General features: G+C 44.9%; 17 protein-coding genes. 8 read left to right on the top strand and 9 right to left on the bottom strand.

What is annotated here, in order from left to right:
• Nucleotides 1–83: 83 nt before the first annotated feature.
• Entirely contained in the window at nt 84–386 is a 303-nt protein-coding gene (locus MKY16_RS12290; RefSeq protein WP_069011801.1) for a hypothetical protein, read from the bottom strand.
• Nucleotides 387–678: 292 nt separating this feature from the next.
• Here MKY16_RS12290 and MKY16_RS12285 point away from each other — a divergent pair, with 292 nt between their 5' ends.
• From MKY16_RS12285 to katA, 5 genes are all read left to right on the top strand, one after another.
• Complete coding sequence (locus MKY16_RS12285) at nt 679–1,584, top strand: NUDIX hydrolase (protein WP_029515141.1); 906 nt, start codon at nt 679–681, stop codon at nt 1,582–1,584.
• A gap of 28 nt (nt 1,585–1,612) precedes the next feature.
• Nucleotides 1,613–2,104: an NADAR family protein gene (locus tag MKY16_RS12280; RefSeq protein WP_039273133.1), complete on the top strand. Its 492-nt coding sequence runs from the start codon at nt 1,613–1,615 to the stop codon at nt 2,102–2,104.
• On the top strand, nt 2,101–3,000 hold the full coding sequence (locus MKY16_RS12275) for a TIGR02452 family protein (protein WP_340955507.1): 900 nt from the start codon (nt 2,101–2,103) through the stop codon (nt 2,998–3,000). The genes MKY16_RS12280 and MKY16_RS12275 overlap by 4 nt, the downstream gene beginning before the upstream one ends.
• A gap of 59 nt (nt 3,001–3,059) precedes the next feature.
• On the top strand, nt 3,060–3,662 hold the full coding sequence (cysC, locus tag MKY16_RS12270) for an adenylyl-sulfate kinase (protein WP_165146527.1): 603 nt from the start codon (nt 3,060–3,062) through the stop codon (nt 3,660–3,662).
• Between the two features lie 290 nt (nt 3,663–3,952).
• Nucleotides 3,953–5,410 (top strand): catalase KatA, encoded by a 1,458-nt coding sequence (gene katA, locus MKY16_RS12265; protein ID WP_029515135.1) that lies wholly within the window; start codon nt 3,953–3,955, stop codon nt 5,408–5,410.
• A 121-nt stretch (nt 5,411–5,531) separates the two neighbouring features.
• Here the strand turns inward: katA and MKY16_RS12260 are convergent, their stop codons facing one another.
• The 7 genes from MKY16_RS12260 to MKY16_RS12230 all read right to left on the bottom strand — a co-directional run bounded on the left by MKY16_RS12260 (nt 5,532) and on the right by MKY16_RS12230 (nt 13,492).
• Nucleotides 5,532–6,842 (bottom strand): MATE family efflux transporter, encoded by a 1,311-nt coding sequence (locus tag MKY16_RS12260; RefSeq protein WP_340955505.1) that lies wholly within the window; start codon nt 6,840–6,842, stop codon nt 5,532–5,534.
• Complete coding sequence (locus MKY16_RS12255) at nt 6,809–7,651, bottom strand: ABC transporter ATP-binding protein (protein WP_069011811.1); 843 nt, start codon at nt 7,649–7,651, stop codon at nt 6,809–6,811. Before MKY16_RS12255 ends, MKY16_RS12260 begins: the two co-directional genes overlap by 34 nt.
• Nucleotides 7,644–8,480: an ABC transporter ATP-binding protein gene (locus MKY16_RS12250; RefSeq protein ID WP_069011813.1), complete on the bottom strand. Its 837-nt coding sequence runs from the start codon at nt 8,478–8,480 to the stop codon at nt 7,644–7,646. The genes MKY16_RS12255 and MKY16_RS12250 overlap by 8 nt, the downstream gene beginning before the upstream one ends.
• Nucleotides 8,481–8,488: 8 nt before the next feature.
• Nucleotides 8,489–9,343, bottom strand: a complete 855-nt coding sequence (nikC, locus tag MKY16_RS12245) for a nickel transporter permease (protein ID WP_340955504.1) — start codon at nt 9,341–9,343, stop codon at nt 8,489–8,491.
• On the bottom strand, nt 9,340–10,284 hold the full coding sequence (nikB, locus tag MKY16_RS12240) for a nickel ABC transporter permease (protein WP_340955502.1): 945 nt from the start codon (nt 10,282–10,284) through the stop codon (nt 9,340–9,342). Before nikB ends, nikC begins: the two co-directional genes overlap by 4 nt.
• Before the next feature lies 1 nt (nt 10,285).
• Nucleotides 10,286–11,821 carry a nickel ABC transporter substrate-binding protein gene (gene nikA, locus MKY16_RS12235; RefSeq protein WP_081317590.1) on the bottom strand — a complete coding sequence of 512 codons (1,536 nt, stop codon included), beginning with the start codon at nt 11,819–11,821 and terminating at the stop codon, nt 10,286–10,288.
• 207 nt (nt 11,822–12,028) lie between these two features.
• On the bottom strand, nt 12,029–13,492 hold the full coding sequence (locus MKY16_RS12230; RefSeq protein WP_069011926.1) for a DHA2 family efflux MFS transporter permease subunit: 1,464 nt from the start codon (nt 13,490–13,492) through the stop codon (nt 12,029–12,031).
• A gap of 137 nt (nt 13,493–13,629) precedes the next feature.
• Between MKY16_RS12230 and MKY16_RS12225 the strand changes: the two genes are divergently transcribed.
• Both MKY16_RS12225 and MKY16_RS12220 read left to right on the top strand, forming a co-directional pair.
• Nucleotides 13,630–14,199 carry a TetR/AcrR family transcriptional regulator gene (locus MKY16_RS12225; protein ID WP_029515149.1) on the top strand — a complete coding sequence of 190 codons (570 nt, stop codon included), beginning with the start codon at nt 13,630–13,632 and terminating at the stop codon, nt 14,197–14,199.
• 200 nt (nt 14,200–14,399) lie between these two features.
• Complete coding sequence (locus tag MKY16_RS12220) at nt 14,400–14,651, top strand: YolD-like family protein (protein WP_340955501.1); 252 nt, start codon at nt 14,400–14,402, stop codon at nt 14,649–14,651.
• A 206-nt stretch (nt 14,652–14,857) separates the two neighbouring features.
• On the opposite strand, the gene MKY16_RS12215 is transcribed toward MKY16_RS12220, so the two are convergent.
• Nucleotides 14,858–15,187 (bottom strand): DUF3817 domain-containing protein, encoded by a 330-nt coding sequence (locus MKY16_RS12215; RefSeq protein WP_029515152.1) that lies wholly within the window; start codon nt 15,185–15,187, stop codon nt 14,858–14,860.
• 378 nt (nt 15,188–15,565) lie between these two features.
• Here MKY16_RS12215 and MKY16_RS12210 point away from each other — a divergent pair, with 378 nt between their 5' ends.
• Complete coding sequence (locus MKY16_RS12210; RefSeq protein ID WP_029515153.1) at nt 15,566–17,617, top strand: stalk domain-containing protein; 2,052 nt, start codon at nt 15,566–15,568, stop codon at nt 17,615–17,617.
• The last annotated feature ends 200 nt before the right edge of the window (nt 17,618–17,817 follow it).

Here is a 17,817-nt window from a genome sequence, read left to right as displayed (position 1 = left end):
CGACGGGGTCGGCAGTTTAGTTTAAAGACCTTCTGATGTATCAGATTGATTTATCGGAAGGTTGTTTTGCTATGTACTTGGAATCAATAGTAGCTGCTTGAATTCAATGAACTTATGAGTGCAGGCAACAGAGCAACAGCCATAATGATATAGATCACGATTACAATAGCGGCCCAAAGAAGGCCTGCTTTAGCGTAATTAGCTTTGCTCGGATTAGTCGAGCCGCTAAATGCCCACACAAACAGCATAATAAGTCCAACTACCGGTATAGCCATCAGAAGTAAACTGATCATCCATTCCTTGAATGAGACTGGAGGCGGGTACACAGGGGCTGGTCTGGATGGTGCTCCTTGTTGATTGTTTTGCGGATTAAACTGGTTAGACAATTGGATCTTCTCCCTACGTGATTAGTATGTTGTGTTTCCTATATTGACCAAAACATCATACATGATATGACAATAAGCAACAAGTAAAATTCAGTAAACAGTCTAACAGTACTATCAAACGTTTAAAAATAGGTCTATACACCCTATTGACGAAGCAGTTTTTATATATTATTGTATTGATATTAACATTTTGTTTTTATCAATTGATTCAAATTAAAAGTTACATAGAGCATTCGCCACTTTTGACTCAAAAGCGATGAAATACCCATATATGAACAGGTAGGTGACGCAAGTGACAGATGGATTGAAACATAATTACAGTGGCTTGACGGAAGAGGAATTTTTGGCCGCTTATGATGCGAGTGAATATGAGCGCCCATCCGTAACGGTAGATATGCTGCTATTTACGGTAATGGATCAGCTCCAACAAAATTACCGTAAGCTGCCGGAGAAGACCCTACAGCTTCTTTTGATCCAAAGAGGGGAGCATCCCTATATAGGACAATGGGCGTTGCCAGGTGGTTTTGTAGGCATAGATGAAAGTCTGGAAGAAGCTGCACGACGCGAGCTTAAAACGGAAACGAATGTGGATCAGATTTATATGGAGCAGCTATATACTTGGGGAGATGTGGCACGTGATCCACGTATGCGGGTGATCAGTTGCGCTTACATGGCTTTAGTTGACCACGATTCCTTGGAGGTACAGGCGGGGGATGATGCCGCTGATGCCCAATGGTTTGAGCTGGATTACAGCGTAGCTCAGGAGACGCGGACGAATCAGCCGGAAGGTTACACATGGGAACAAGACATTGACATCACATTGAAGCATGGGGACATCCATCTGTCAGCCAAAGTAAAAATAACTGAAATTCTTAAGGGAAGAACCATTGAAATCAAGCGAGAAGTGCTGGAGTCACAGGGAATTGCTTTTGATCATGCCAAAATTATTGCGTACGGTATAGAGCGTCTGCGCAGCAAAATAGAATACACAGATATCGCATTTCACCTGATGCCGGCTCTATTTACACTAAGTGAGCTTCAGCAGGTGTATGAAATTATTCTAGGTAAGGAGCTGTTGGCTGCAGCTTTTCGTCGCAAAATAGCTGATCTCGTGGAAGAAACCAATGAGTATAGAAAAGCGGCCGGACACCGTCCATCCAAGTTATACCGATTTAAGCCTCGGTCGCGTTTTATGTAACATAAGGAATATGAAATGAGGAATCATCATGGAAAAGTTTACGTTTTTTTATCGCAGTCATTCGCCGTTTTCGCAATGGTATCCTTCTGATTTTGTCGTGGATGGAATGGAGTTTAACTGTGCCGAGCAATATATGATGTTAAAAAAAGCCCAGCTTTTTGGGGATGAAGAGGCGGCCTTGAAAATTATGCAAGCCCCTACTCCAAGGGAACAAAAAGCCCGCGGCCGCAGTGTGCGCGGATTTGACCAATCCTTGTGGGAGGCCAATTGCCGGCAATTTGTGTATGACGGTAATTACGCCAAGTTTACACAAAATCCGAATTTGCTCAAGCACCTGCTTAAAACGAAAGGAACCACTCTGGTTGAGGCTAGTCCAACCGACACCATTTGGGGTGTAGGCTTAGCTGAGAACGATGCTCGTATACGGAACCGCAAGCTATGGCGTGGCACGAACTGGCTAGGAGAAATATTGACGAATTTACGTGAGGATGTATTGCAAAAGGAGGAATGGTCATCATGAAAAATACAATGAATTCTCGGAGCAACCGAGATGCCCGATCGAGTATGGCGCAGGAAACACTATCCATTTTGGAACATGGGTATTATACGAATAACAAACAGGCTCAAGTAAATATGACAAATGACATAGGGAATGCGGTCACAGGCTCGAAGTTATATACACCTTCTCAGCTGGTAACTGTAAAACAAGAGGCAGAGCAAAGAATAAAAAGTATATTGGAGCCTTTTTCCCGCATAGACGAACAGAGGATCATTGCAAAATTGGAGGTTACGGGAGAAAGCACGTTACAGGCGGCATACAGACTCCAGGTAGAGGAGAAGCTGACCCACGTGGCGTGTTTGAATTTTGCATCAGCCAAAAACCCGGGAGGTGGATTTCTCGGAGGCAGCCAGGCTCAAGAGGAAAGCTTGGCTCGTTCGTCAGCGTTGTATCCTTGCATTTCACAAATGGAAGAGATGTATGGACATAATCGGAAGCTGCGGAGCTGTTTTTATTCAGATTATATGATTTATTCGCCTGAAGTTCCGGTATTTCGGGATGATCAGGGAACATTGTTGGAGAAGCCGTATCAAGTCGATTTCCTGACCGCACCTGCTGTAAATGCTGGAGTGGTGCGAGAACGGGAGCCAGAGCAGGTGAATCGGATTGGTGAAGTGATGCTGGAGCGAATCCGTTACATTCTTGGAATGGCTAAGCAAAACGGCGTAGAACATCTTGTGCTGGGAGCCTATGGTTGCGGGGTATTCCGCAATAAGCCGGAAGAGGTTGCCCTCTGGTTCAAGCAAGTAATTGTAGATGAAGGATATGGTTTGCTGTTTGACCGGATTGTTTTTGCAGTGTTGGATCACAAAGCAGAGCAACGTACTTTAAACAGCTTTAAAAATGTTCTTTCTTGAAGTAAAGGCAGTGCATTAAATCGTTTACTATAATATCTCATGAAAAAGGAAGGTGCTGAATGGAACCATCTTCGAATATAACCTGGCATGTGTCCGATATTGATAAGCAAGCGCGTCAGCTTTTGAATGGCCATAAAAGTCCGGTGCTTTGGTTTACAGGGCTGTCTGGTTCGGGAAAATCAACGGTATCCTCCACACTTGAAAAAGCGTTATATGCACGAGGCATACACACGTTTATTTTGGATGGGGATAATGTTCGGCATGGTTTAAATCGGAATCTAGGTTTCCTACCCGCTGACCGTAAAGAAAATATTCGTCGTATTGCTGAAGTTGCAAAGCTAATGGCACATGCGGGTGTCCTAACCATTTGCGCCACCATTTCCCCTTATCGTGAAGATCGTGAAATGGTAAAGGAGATTTTAAAGCAAGAAGGTTGCTATGAGATATATATACAGTGCAGCCTGGAGGAATGTGAGCGACGCGATCCAAAAGGAATGTACAAGAAAGCGCGCGCCGGAGAAATTCATCATTTTACGGGGATTGATGCTCCTTATGAAGCACCGTTGGAACCGGATCTAATCGTATCCACTGAAGGGCGGGAGGTAATCCCGTCGGTTCAGGATATCTTGGATTTTCTCGATAGCAAGCAGCTACTTTTATGATTTTATGATGAATTCTATATGAATATTGTCTGAAAGCCTCAATGGCAAAACTTCGAGAAGTGATCAAAGGAATCATTACAGAACGTGAAAATGGAAGCATACTTATTAGTAAATAAATACAGTAGTGCATATACGGCAAGCCTTATAGGGCTTGCTTTTTTATTTATGATTTTAAACTAATTCTAAATCCTAAATTATAATAATTATAAAAAAGTATTGATTTTTGTTTGTGCACAATTTATAGTGAAAGACACATAGTCAACCAATTCATTCAAGAGGTGATTTCAATCATGAGTAACCAACCAACGAACCTGACTACAAGCTGGGGCGCTCCTGTTGGAGATAATCAAAATTCGATCACAGCAGGCTCGCGGGGTCCCGCACTAATTCAGGATGTGCATCTGCTGGAGAAATTGGCACATTTTAACCGGGAGCGTGTGCCGGAACGTGTCGTTCATGCAAAAGGTGCAGGAGCACACGGATATTTTGAAGTTACTAATGATTTGTCTGCATATACAAAAGCAAGCTTCTTGTCTGAGGTGGGCAAGCGTACACCGATGTTTATTCGCTTTTCTACAGTGGCGGGTGAGCTGGGCTCGTCCGATACTGTACGCGACCCGCGTGGTTTTGCGGTGAAGTTTTATACAGAAGAAGGCAACTATGATCTCGTGGGCAATAATACACCTGTGTTTTTTATTCGGGATGCCATTAAATTTCCTGACTTTATTCATACGCAAAAACGCCATCCCCAAACCCATCTGAAAAACCCGAATGCGGTCTGGGATTTCTGGTCCTTATCTCCTGAATCGCTGCATCAGGTAAGTATTCTAATGTCTGACCGCGGTATTCCAGCTACTCTTAGACATATGCATGGTTTCGGTAGTCACACGTTCAAGTGGGTAAATGCCGAAGGACAGGCAGTATGGGTGAAATATCATTTTAAAACAGAGCAAGGTGTGCAAAATCTTGATGTGGATTTGGCTGCGAAAATTGCTGGTGAAAATCCGGATTATCATACAGAAGATTTGTTTAATGCCATCAAAAAAGGTGATTTTCCTGCATGGAAACTTCATGTGCAGATTATGCCGGTAGAAGATGCAGATACGTATCGCTTTGATCCATTTGATGTGACAAAAGTATGGTCTCAAAAGGATTACCCGCTGATCGAGGTTGGACGCATGGTGCTGGATCGCAATCCTGAGAACTATTTTGCTGAGGTAGAGCAGGCGACATTCTCCCCGGGTTCATTTGTTCCTGGTATTGAGGCATCCCCGGATAAAATGTTGCAAGGACGCCTGTTTGCCTACGGCGATGCACATCGCTACCGTGTAGGTGCAAATCATAATTCGTTGCCGATCAACCGTCCGCATGCGGAAGTTCACAACTACCAACGCGATGGTGCATTGCGCAGTGACAGCAATGGCGGAGGATCTGTCTATTACGAGCCTAATAGTCTCGGTGGACCCAAAGAATCACCTGCGCACAAAATGGCTCCTTTTGAAGTGTCTGGCGAAGCTCAAAGTGTAGCCTACGATCATCATGATCACTACACACAACCGGGCGACCTATACCGCTTGCTCAGTGAAGAAGAGCGTGCACGCCTGGTCCGAAACATCGTAAATGCGATGAAGCCCGTAGAAAGTGATGAAATCAAACTGCGTCAGATCGGACATTTCTACAAAGCTGATCCTGAATACGGACGCCGTGTAGCCGAAGGTTTAGGCTTGACCGTTCCTCAAGGCGAGTAGAGGTATCTGCAAACTCCTAACCTGAAAGCCGTATGAATAAATAATAAAAGGATGTCCCAACACCACGTACATGGTGGATGGGACATCCTTTGTTTTTGAGAGCGATGTAAATCAGGTGCTGCTATATCCTCTGCAAGCGAGGTAAATAGATTACAAGAAACAGTGACCGTCCTAGTGCAAATACGATAAAGGATAGCCAAAGTCCGTGATTCCCATAATGGGGAACGCACCAGAAGAGAGCGATCAAAAAGCAGAGCAATGAAATCAGCATCGAATTACGGATCGGATACGTTACCGTCATCCCCGTAAACACACCGTAGAATACCAGTCCCAGCCCGGCTGCCAGTGGAAAGACCACAAGCCACCCATTATAAGGGCCTGTAAGGCTAATCACTGTAGCATTGTCCGTAAATAGTGAGATAAGCGGCTCTTTCAGTGCGAAATACAATCCTCCTGTCACTACGCTGGTCACCAGTGTCCAGAACCAGGACAAGTGAATAACCCTTTGCAGCATTTTACGATCCCCGGCACCCCGAGCCTGACCTGTCATGATGCTACTGGCGTTGGCGAACCCATCAAAAAAGTAAGCCATAATGTAATGGATCTGCAACAAAATAGCGTTTGCCGCCAATTGATCGGTTCCAAAGCTCGCACTGCGCGCCGTAAACAGATTAAACATCGTCAGCAGACAGGCTGTACGGATCATAAGATCAAGGTTTGTTGCCATGACACTTTTCAACTCTGAAGCTCCAAACCATCCTCGCCAATTCATCTGTCCGCTTTGCTTCCATTCTCTCCAAATCGATGAGCGGAACACCAGAACGAGACCCAATATACATGCAAGAGCCTCCGCAATCAGAGTAGCGCTTGCTACACCAGTGACATTCCAATGCATCATCTGTGTAAATACAATAGCTAATACCATATTGATTACGTTCATTGTAATTTGCAAAAATAATGTAGCCTTCACACGGGATAATCCCATCAGCCAGCCGAGCAGCACATAGTTCACCAATGTAAGAGGGGCTCCCCAGATACGAATGTTAAAATAAATTGCTGCCTGCGCTGCCACATCCTGAGCTGGATGGATTAGCTGCAGAGAAGCTAACAGAATGGGCTTTTGTAACACAATGAATACCGCACCAATGAGTAAAGCAATGGCCAGTGGGCGCATGAGAGCAGCTATGCCCTGGTCGTTATTTTGTGCCCCCGCGGCTTGGGCCGTGAAAGCTGATGTGCTGACTCGCAGGATGCCAAACAGCCAATATAAAGTATTGAAAATAAGAGTGCCCACCGCTACACCGCCTAAATACGCGGAATCGCTCAAATGACCGATTACAGCTGTATCCACCGCACCGAGTAGCGGGGTTGTAATCGTCGAAATAATTAAAGGGATAGCTAAAGCAAGATAGGCTCGGTGGGAAGGCAACATGTTGAAAAAACCTCCAGTAATGATTGTGTGTAGGGATGGCGATCCGAATGAAATAATGCTTCCTTGGGAAAATGCTCAAGCACACTGCCTTCTTTCATGACCATGATTCGATCACTCATAAAGTGCACAGCCGCCAGATCATGTGAGATAAACAGATAAGCCAATCCTAGCTCATCCTGCAAATCCTTGAGCAGATTTAAAACGGTGGCTTGTGTGGTCACATCCAGACTTGCTGTTGGCTCGTCCAATACGATAAAATCCGGCTCTGTGCTGATGGCACGTGCGATGGTTACACGCTGCTTTTCCCCACCGCTAAGCTGATGTGGAAACTTGTCCAGATAGCTGGCTGGAAGCTTTACCATATCAAGCAAATGTTCTGCTATATCCCGACGTTCTGAGGACATACCCGTCATAAAAGAAGGAACATAGTACTTAAGCTGGTCCAGTGGCTCCAGCAGGGATTGCAGGATGGTTAGTCTGGGGTTCAAAGCCGCAGATGGATGTTGAAAAACTGCACCCAGCCTGCTGCGAATCCGTTTTAACTCGCTCCGCTTTAATCCCCGGATAGACTGCCCATCTAGTCTAAGCTCACCTTGATCAAATGGGTCCAATGTCAATATACAGCGAGCGAGTGTGCTTTTCCCACTGCCGCTTTCCCCGACAATGCCCAGACATTCTCGAGGGGAGATCGACAGAGCAACATTTTGCAGCACCGTTTTGCCTCCAGTGTAAGCCTTCGTCAAACCGGAGACGGTCACGACAGGATTAGACGTGTCTTGCCGCTGAGCGCAGGCGGCTTGATTATTCATGTGCAGCGCTCCTTTCCATTGCGTCCTGTTCTTCAGTGCTGTTGTAAGGTAAACGTGCTGGAGCGCCCGGAGACAGCGGCGGAATAGCTGCCAATAGACGACGAGTATACGGGTGGTCCGGATGGTTCAGCACCGCTTGCGTTTCACCTATTTCAACCAGTGAACCTTCGCGCATCACTGCGATTCGATCTGCATACTTGCGTACATGACGCAGATCGTGAGTGATCCACAAGACGGAAATACCCGTTTCCGTCCGGATTTGGTCAATGAGCTGCAGCACCCGATGAGCTGTGAGCGTATCCAGCGCCGTTGTGGGCTCGTCGGCAATAAGTAACTTCGGCTCCAGTAGTAGTGCAGCCGCAATAGCTACCCGTTGCAATTGACCGCCGCTGAGTTGGAACGGATAGCTGCGGTACACACGCTCGGCGGGAAGCTGTACGCGCTCCAGCACCTCGATACAGCGCTGCTTGCGCGCCTTGCGATCTTGCTTGCCATGGGCGCGCATCAGCTCGTCCAGTTGGCTGCCTACACGCAGAAAGGGGGTGAAAGCCCCGTGGTAGTCTTGAAAAATGTAGGATATTTCACTGCCAAGCAAAGAGCGCCTTTGTTTAGCGGGTAGATCTAGTAAATTATTGTCCTTCCACGCAATGATACCTTCCGCTGTAACAGAAGAGGGGAGAAGGCCGCCGATAGCGAACGCCGTCATGCTTTTGCCGCTACCACTTTCGCCGGCAAGAGCACACCATTCCCCCGGACGAACGGCAAGCTCCAGTTGCTCTACAATCGTTTTTACATTGGTCCGAATCGTTAAGCCTTCAATAGTCAGCATGTGCCAATTCACTCCTCTGTCCGGGTTTTAACATCATAACGGTCGCGTAGTTTATCTCCAAATACGTTTGCCAGTAGCACGGTTAGCACGACAGCTATCCCAGGAACCAGCATCAGGTGGGGAGCCATTTGAAAATACGCTCGTCCTTCATTCAACATAGTACCCCATTCCGGAATTGGTGGCTGTGGACCTAAGCCCAAAAAAGATAGGGAGGCAATCATTAAAATAATTTTGCCGACATCCAGCGTAGCCAGCACAAGAACATTCCCTAATGCATGGGGGAGAATATGTCGCATGACAATCCGCAGGGAGGAGGTACCCGCCAGTATGGATAACGAAATGTAATCCTTTTGCTTTTCTGCCAGCACGGTACTACGCACCAGGCGTGCATAACCAACCCATTTTACCGCAGTTACCGCGAAAATAAGATTTACTAAGCCTGGTCCGAGCAAACCGCTTAGCACAATGGCAAAAATATAATCTGGTAATGTCATGAAGGCATCGACCACCCGCTTGAATACACGATCCATCCAGCCTCCAATAAATCCTGAAAGCAGACCAAGAGGGACCCCGACAACCAGCGAAACTGCCAAAATCAACAAACTGGTTCCGACAGTCGTCCGAAGTCCAGCTATGACTCTCGATAGTACATCTCTGCCCAAATGATCCGTTCCCAGCCAGTGCGTAGCGCTGATCGATTGTAGTCGATTCCCCATCTGGATACGATACGGATCTTGCGGTACAAGAAACGGAACGACTGTAATTGCTGAAAGAATGAGCAGGATGGAGAGCGACACGATCCATGTTTTGGACAATCGCGTTCTAGTGAGCTGCCCGTTTTCCGCATGTACGGATTTTATCATGATAAACGTTTCTCCTTCAAAGCGATTTCAGGATTGACCCAACGGTAGGACAGCTCTACCAAAATATTGATACATACAATGAATACAGCCATAAATACGGTATAGCCCTGAATTATGGGGTAATCCCTTGCAGCAATGGCATCCACAATCCATTTTCCCAGCCCCGGATAGGCGAATAGCACTTCAATTACGACTGTGCCTCCCAGTAGACTGCCTATACTCTCACTGAATACCGTAATGAGTGGAACTAGACTGTGACGAAGCATGTGTCTGAAAAAAATGCGGATGGGGCTGATTCCACGCGCTTGCGCCGCTTTGATAAAGTCTTGCCCCGAGCTTTCAATCAGACTTGCGCGAATCATTCGTACATAAACGGCCGCCATTGCCAATCCCAAGGTAAGAGAAGGGAGTACCAAATGAAAAGCGGTTCCTTCACCCATAGACGGCAAAATGCGCAATTTAACTGCAAACCATTCGATAAACAAAAGCCCCAGCCAGAAGCTGGGAATCGAGGAGCCGATTAAGGCAAACACACGACTGGCGCTGTTAATCCAGCGGTTACGGTAGAGCGCAGCCATCGTTCCCAAGGGTAGAGCTATTAGCAGCAAAATGAACAGAGAGCCTCCGGTCAGCAGCAGCGTATAAGGCAGTTTTTCCATAAACTCTGTGAATACCGGACGATGGGTTAAATAAGATTGTCCAAAATCAAACTGAAGCAACTGAACCAGCCACTTACCATATTGCACAGGTAATGGTTGGTCCAGCCCTAGTTGGCTGCGCATATCCGTAATTTGCTGATTGGACACAGCTACATCATCGACTCGGAGAATGCTCCGGACGGGATCGCCCGGAACAAGCTTAAGCAGACAGAAGCTCACAAAGGAAAGAATAAGAAAGAACAAAACTAGTTCAAGAAACTTTTTGGCCATGGATTTGAACATGCTAGTTCACATCCAGGTCCTGGGTTAGCAAGTAATATTCACTTTGGCTAGTTACCCAGTTATGTACGTAATCGCGATAGGCCACTACGTTGTTTGGATGGACCAGAAAGGATTGCAGATTTTCTTGGTCAATCAGTGTGACAGCTTTCAGCGCCAGCTTGTTGCGTTGTTCCTCATTCACGGTTGTGTTCAGCTGTGAAATCATACTCGCGAGTTCCGGTACATGCACACGCCCATAATTTAGTGCTCCTTCAGGCATGTAAGCCGCATTTAGAAAATAGCTTGCATCGCCGCGCGGGGCTGTAATGCTACTATAAGTCGCTAAATCCCAATCCTGATGAGCGGTAAGATATTCGTCAATATTATCAACCTGACGGATATCAATCGTAATGCCAAGTTCTTTAGCATTAGCCTGAATCAGCTGGGAAATGAGTGGAAGTTCCGCTCTCGACTGGTAAGTTAGTAATGTAAGTTGAAGCGGCTTGCCGTCAGGGGTTGCAACTTTTCCGTTCTGCACTGTATATCCAGCTTGCTTGAAGCCTTCTCGTGCAGCATTTAAATCAAATTTTTTCGTAATATATTCCGGCGAAAATGGAAAGTCGGGCAAGAACGGCCCTTGAGCAGGGGTTCCCTGGCCGGACATAATACCGCTGGCAATCTCATCACGGTTGATCAGGTTATCGAATGCCTTACGCACAGCCGTCTTTTTCAGATCGTTATTGTTCATATTGTAAATAAGTTGATGCGTTCGCAAACTAGGAAGCGAGTCAACCTTAACAGTAGAATCAGCTTTCAATAGCTCCAGGCTTTCAATTGGCGGGCGATACACAATATCAGCAGTTTTGGCTTGAAAAGCAAGCTGACGTGCATTGGCGTCTTCGTTAAACATGAATTTGGCATGCTTCAACTTTACTTCACCGTTCCAATATTGTTCATTGCGATCTAAATTCAGTTCACTTCCAGCACGGAAGCTGGCAACCTTGAACGGTCCCGTCCCAGATGGGAGGTCACCTGTAGCTGTGGTGTCTATAATAGCCGTATTCGGATGAACCAGCTCAGACACAAATTCTGGGAAAGGCTTGTCTGTCGTAATGGTCAAAATCTGTCCATCCGCATGAATATCACGGATATGTAGCGCATTTTTGACCGATGGATTGAGCTTTAACGCTCTTTCCAAAGAGGCTTTGACAGCAGCAGCATTGACGGTTTTACCGCTGTGGAAGTTCACACCTGATCGGATGTTGAAGGTCCAGTGCTGTCCGTCCTTGCTGTTCCATTTGTCTGCAAGCCAAGCTTCCAGCTTAAGATCCTTGTTCACTTTGATCAGTGTTTCACTTACTCCAGCACGAACAGCTGTGTAATTTACATCTGAATGGGGGTCTATAGTAGGGCTCTGCACGTTGAACAATAAGGTGACACTTTTATCTTGTGGTGCAGCAGATGGAGAGGGTGAAGCTGACGGAGAAGAAGCGCAGGCTGCCATCATTACCGCCATTACCGCAGGTATAAATAGTTTAAAATACGAACGTTTAAACAACAGGAAGTCCTCCTTAATAGTAATCGTAATTTTTACGCTTTAACTCATGAATCATATCGTAACCAAATGAAGGTGCTTTGTAAATATGTAATTGACGAATGTGTATGTAAATTCATATCAAAAAGACTGCTAACCAATAGTGATATGGTTAGCAGTCTTTAAGTTTATTCACATATTATTAATTTGGAATCACATGAAAATTATGAATTAGTGCATGGGAGCTTTGGCAGTGCCATGTTCAACATGAACTCTACGGATGAAAAAGGCAAGGATCAACCCGATCACACTGATGATCATCGCAAAGAAAAATGAATTTTGTGATCCGATTGTCATGGCATTGGCCATTTCATTTACGGATTCAGGCATACTGGATTGGCTCAAATAGCCTTCCATACCTTTGGAGAGAATGCTTACCGCTACGGCTGTACCGATTGCACCAGCAACTTGTTGGAGCGTACTCATAATGGCTGTTCCGTCTGGGTATAGATCCATAGGGAGCTGATTTAGGCCGTTTGTCTGAGCTGGCATCATAATCATGGAAATGCCGATCATCAAGCAGCTATGAAGCACAATAATGAGTACAAGAGTTGATGTTGTTGTAATGCCGGACAGGAAAAACAAAACAGCAGCTACAATCACAAGTCCTGGAATGACAAGCCACTTGGGACCGAATTTATCGAACAATGAACCCATAATAGGAGACAAGAGGCCGTTGATAATCCCACCGGGCAGAAGTACTAAACCTGCTGTTAGAGCAGACAGAGCCAGCCCCTTTTGCAAAAAGAGTGGAAGAATCAGCATCGTAGAAAGGATCGTCATCATACATAGGAACACCATAATAACGCCAATAACAAACATAGGGTATTTAAATACACGCAAATTCAACATAGGCTGCTTCATTTTCAATTGACGTACAGAGAACAGTATCAACGATATCAGACCGACAATCACAGGAAGCAGAACCATCAGGCTAGCCCAACCTTCGCCACCTTCTCCGGATTTACTGAAACCAAACACGACACCGCCGAAGCCAATGGAAGATAACAGGATAGATAAAAAATCAATTTTGGGCTTGGTCGTTTTTGAAACGTTTTGCATAAATAAAATACCGCAAATCAGTGAGAGAACCAAGAACGGAAGGGAGATCCAGAAGATCCAGTGCCAAGACAGATTTTGCAGTACCAGTCCTGCAATGGTAGGGCCCACTGCCGGTGCGAACATAATGACCAATCCGATGATCCCCATAGCCGCGCCTCTCTTTTCAGCCGGGAAAATGATCAAGATGGTGTTAAACATCAATGGCAATAACAACGCCGTGCCAATGGCCTGAAGAATACGTGCGATCAATAGCACTGAAAAAGTAGGTGCAAGCGCAGCAACGAGACAACCAGCTATTGAGAACAGCAACGATGTAACAAACAGCTGTCTTGTCGTAAAGGTTTGAATCAGCAATCCCGATACAGGTACTAAAATACCGAGTGTAAGCAGATAAGCGGTTGTCAGCCATTGGGCTGTTGCAGTTGTAATATGCAAAATCTGCATCAAATCATTCAGTGCAATGTTAAGTGCCGTTTCACTGAACATCCCAATAAAGCCGCTAAGGAGCAGCGCAATCATAATAGGTAGCACCTTGAACGTTTTGGGTTCAGAGGGTGAACTTGTTTGACTCATTGTACTCATGTTGTTTTTGTTCCTCCAAATAAATTAATAGTGTTGAATTATAACAATCGGTCTATATATAATAAACATGTTGTTATTTTTTTGTCAAAGTATAAGTTGTAAATATTAAATAATGAAGGATGCTGTATATGGCTGCTAAACCCGAATCATACGAGAATATCGTACAAACCGCATCGAAGCTCTTTTTTCATCAGGGGTATCACGCGACCGGACTGAATCAGATTCTTGCGGAGAGTGGATCACCGAAAGGGTCACTTTATTATTATTTTCCGCGTGGTAAAGAAGAATTGGCTTTGGAGTGCATAAGAAGAGGGAATGAGTTTATAAAGCAAAAATTAAAACAGACACTGGACGGGAATGATAATCCAGTGCTAGCCATTCAGGATTTTATTCGTAATACAGCTGAGGAGGCAGACCGTACCGGCTTTAACGACTTCATGCCGATTGGCTTCTGGGCTGCTGCGGAAACTTCCTGTATTAGTGAATCGCTACGTCATGCTTGTGTGAATACGTTTACAGATTGGCAGCACATCTATATGGAGCGTCTTCAGGAATCGGGCTGGGACGAGGAAAAGGCACGCAGTCTGGCGGTACTTATCATTTCGATGCTCGAAGGTGCATTGATTTTGGCCGTTACGCAACAGAGCAGTGCTCCTATTTATAATATCGTGGATTACATTCCACAGTTGGTCAAATAATCCTGTCTCTTCAATTTTCAATCTCTCCTATGAGCTCCAACAAGTAACTTTAGAGAGCCGATGTTCTCGTTTTTGAGAACTCGGCTTTTTTGTGGTTCTGAGACGTAATTTTACTCACATTACCAGCACCAAATGATGAAAAGTATGGTAAAATAGAATGAATTTGATTTTGATTTTGCGTGAAGGAAGGGTGATAGCAAGTGGCAAAAGCGAAGGTACCCAAACGGCCTACTCGGGATGAATTTGTACTGGAGGAAATCGGGAATCAGCTTGTAGAAGCACAACGAGAGCAATCCGAGGTTGTATTGACCGTATGGGGACGCGCAGAAGCAACCCGCGGACAGATTGTTAAAATGGACCCAAGAACAGGGAAGGTTCATGTAGAGAGTAATGGAGAAACGGATAAAGTTCCTTTTATGGATATTATGAGTGTAAATTACCCGAGAGATTAGTTGTTGTGATTACATAAATATAGCAGAAAGGGACAAAAAGAATGACAAAGTTAGAGTCTCCCTTACTGCGAGGGAAAGTAACAATTTAAAATTCGCGTATACAAAAACAACCGAGTGGTTTAGAGCCATCGGTTGTTTTTGTATACTGCTGCATGAGTGGGAAGAGAAAGCCGCGTTGTTGTATTGGCACTTGCCCTTGTACATGCTTATGTAGCTTTTATCGGGCTGGTATGACTCGCACGTGCTTCGGCTTTCTTAAGCACCTTACGATCAAAAATGAAGGGGCCAAACGGCAAAAGTGAGGCAATCAAGGCAGCAAGACTTTGCAGTAGCGTTATTTTCCGCATAATCAGCATGACCACAGTCGCTACAACATAAGCCACGAACAGTACCCCATGGATCATACCCACCCAGCTTACCATTTGCGGTATTCCAGCTGCGTATTTAAGTGGCATAGCGATACACACAAGCAGTAGATATGAAATTGCTTCAATATTACCAATGACACCAAACATCTTAAAGGCATTTTTGAACATAATACACCTCTTTCTCTTATTACTTAAAATTTAATATATCCTATAATGCATTGTTATTAAACGGTAGAAAGTTACGATATATCGAATATTTACGGCAGATGCCAACGTCACACAGCTTAGCGCTCCTGGAAACGATAATTGTAATTTCATTTAACTTGTCAAAATGTGTATCCCTATTGTATGCGCGACCCCCTATCAGTAAAAATACGGTGTGAAGCCTAAACATTTTGTATGCAAATTCCGATAACAGTTAAATGAACGTGTGTACATTATGGTACATATTTTAAAAGCTGGATTGCAGCAGAAGGGCTTGTAAGCTTAACTTATTAGTTTTTGACAAATAAAATTTCCATACTGGTATCAAGGAGAGCATAGAATATGAATAAAAAACGTTTGCGTCAATGGATGGCTCCGTTCGCAACGGCTACACTGATTTTGAATACGGGATATGGCATTTTGACACCCGATGCAGTGGCTAGCGCGTTGCCGACTGAGAGGCATTACTCAAATCTGACAGGCCTAAATACAACACAGTTACATACCAAATTAGCAACCGCTCAAGGTAGTCAAGTGCCTGTTACTTCAGGTCCGAAAGTGACTACGTTAACCAAAGGTTATGGTCAGAACACCTATCTTAACCAAATGCTAAAAGTAATGTCGAGCCAAATGGTGACTGCGAATATCGCGCCGGCAGAGGTAAGCAATCTGACAGCGGTTCCTACAGAAACAACAAAAGTAAATTTGTCCTGGAACAATCCGTCGGACATCAATTTTGACCACGTAAAAGTGGTTGGTGTTACTAACGATGTGTATGTAGATAACATTAGAAGTAACTCTTATATGTTAAGCGGTTTACAGCCGAACACGACATATACCTTTCGCGTGAAAACGGTGAATAAGAGTGGAAATGAATCTCTCGGTACAACAATACAGGCTAAAACGGCTTCCGTTGATGGTCCTGTGGATAAGACACCACCAGGAGAAGTAAGCGGACTGGCAGCGACGAATGTAGGATATAATGGATTTACCATCAATTACATATTGCCTAAGGATGCTGACTTAAGCCAAGCGATTGTCTATTTAAATGGTACAGAAATTCAAAGAACCACAGGCACGTCTTACACGTTTAATGTCTTGAATGCTGCCACAGCCTATACCGTAACGGTCAAAACGATAGACAAATCCGGAAATATATCTCAAGGAGTTAGTATTCCAGTTACAACTTCTACGGTCTCTACCGATATCGTGCCCGATGTGACAGGTGCTTCAGTGACATCAGTTAATAACTATAGTGTTACTGTTTCCTGGACAAGGCCTAGCGGAATTAGTACGGTCAGTCTGTATAAGGACGGGCAACTGGTAACCGATTCAACAGGAACATCCTATACTTTCAACAATCTTTCGGCAAGCCAGACCTATACGTTCACGATAAGATCTAAGCGAAGCACAGGTACATTGTCCTCCGGTGTGAGACTAACTGCCACAACGGACAGTACGTCTTCCAATTCGTCAGAAGTGTCCAATCTTGAAGTAGATAGCAAAAGCGACACCTGGATCAAAATCACCTATGATATGCCGAGTCGAGCCGACAAGGTGAAGATATATGTGGATGGTGATTATAAGGGGACTACAAGCTCTGAGTCCTATAAAATCACGGATTTGCGAGAAGGACGCTGGTATGAGATTAAGGTCGTGACTGTCAATAGCAATGGAAGAGAATCTAGCGGTGTAAAGATATCAGAACGCACGGATTCGGATGGTTACTACTCTTCTTCATCTAGTTCATCGAACTATGAGAAAGCAAGAGATTTGATGCGAATTGCGGAAAACAGTCTAAATGCGTCCGACTGGCGTTCTGCCAGAGATGCAATCAGTGATCTGCCGAGCGGAACCCGTAAAAGCGATCTGCTGGATCGGCTAGAAGCTATTCGCAATAGAGCGATTGGTACCGGTAGTTCATCATCCGGGACGAGTTCTACTACGACAACCACTTCTGGTACAACGTCTTCATATCCTAACAATGCGGTTTCCTCCTATTCATCTTCGTTCACCCTGACACCAGGAGCTAAATCAGCTTATGTCGATGGTCGTGCTACGACGATGGCTCAGGCTCCTCGGATCATTAATGGGGCGACGATGGTCCCGCTGCGCTTTATCAGTGAACGGATAGGTTACGAGGTGAATTATGAAAAATCGACCAAAAAGATTATTCTGAATCGACCTACAGACGGCAAACAGGTAGTGCTTCAAGTCAAGAATTCGACCCTTGCCGTATATGAGTTAAACAACTCCCGAAGTTATTCGACGAACATCACAGCTCCGGTTATTGTTAACGGCTACACGCTGGTTCCATTACGAGTGATTAGCGAGCTTTCGGGGTATCAGGTGAACTATAATACTGCATCCAAACAAATTACGATTACCAAATAAATGCATCTGTTAAAAGAGTTCTAAAGTGAAAACTTTAGAACTCCTTTTTGTCTACTATCCAATAAGTGTACGTAAAATGCGAATAGGGGCGCTTTATAAGCGCCCGCTAATAGAGTTATAAATTGACAATCAGCTACTCTGTAAACAAGTTATTTTGGCTAAAAAGGATATCAAGCTGCTTAAGATCTTCTACAGTTAGT

It is taken from the genome of Paenibacillus sp. FSL L8-0641 (assembly GCF_038006265.1).
Classification (GTDB): Bacteria; Bacillota; Bacilli; order Paenibacillales; family Paenibacillaceae; genus Paenibacillus; species Paenibacillus polymyxa_D.
This window is presented reverse-complemented; position numbering and strand designations above follow the sequence as displayed.

Excerpts from the sequence above, each read along its gene's own strand:
- MKY16_RS12275 (WP_340955507.1), top strand. The coding sequence starts at position 2,101 with ATGAAAAATACAATGAATTCTCGGAGCAACCGAGATGCCCGATCGAGT.
- MKY16_RS12230 (WP_069011926.1), bottom strand. The coding sequence starts at position 13,492 with ATGAGTCAAACAAGTTCACCCTCTGAACCCAAAACGTTCAAGGTGCTA.
- MKY16_RS12210 (WP_029515153.1), top strand. The coding sequence starts at position 15,566 with ATGAATAAAAAACGTTTGCGTCAATGGATGGCTCCGTTCGCAACGGCT.
- MKY16_RS12215 (WP_029515152.1), bottom strand. The coding sequence starts at position 15,187 with ATGTTCAAAAATGCCTTTAAGATGTTTGGTGTCATTGGTAATATTGAA.
- MKY16_RS12250 (WP_069011813.1), bottom strand. The coding sequence starts at position 8,480 with ATGCTGACTATTGAAGGCTTAACGATTCGGACCAATGTAAAAACGATT.
- katA (WP_029515135.1), top strand. The coding sequence starts at position 3,953 with ATGAGTAACCAACCAACGAACCTGACTACAAGCTGGGGCGCTCCTGTT.
- cysC (WP_165146527.1), top strand. The coding sequence starts at position 3,060 with ATGGAACCATCTTCGAATATAACCTGGCATGTGTCCGATATTGATAAG.
- MKY16_RS12225 (WP_029515149.1), top strand. The coding sequence starts at position 13,630 with ATGGCTGCTAAACCCGAATCATACGAGAATATCGTACAAACCGCATCG.
- MKY16_RS12280 (WP_039273133.1), top strand. The coding sequence starts at position 1,613 with ATGGAAAAGTTTACGTTTTTTTATCGCAGTCATTCGCCGTTTTCGCAA.
- MKY16_RS12260 (WP_340955505.1), bottom strand. The coding sequence starts at position 6,842 with ATGTTGCCTTCCCACCGAGCCTATCTTGCTTTAGCTATCCCTTTAATT.
- nikC (WP_340955504.1), bottom strand. The coding sequence starts at position 9,343 with ATGATAAAATCCGTACATGCGGAAAACGGGCAGCTCACTAGAACGCGA.
- nikB (WP_340955502.1), bottom strand. The coding sequence starts at position 10,284 with ATGTTCAAATCCATGGCCAAAAAGTTTCTTGAACTAGTTTTGTTCTTT.
- MKY16_RS12255 (WP_069011811.1), bottom strand. The coding sequence starts at position 7,651 with ATGAATAATCAAGCCGCCTGCGCTCAGCGGCAAGACACGTCTAATCCT.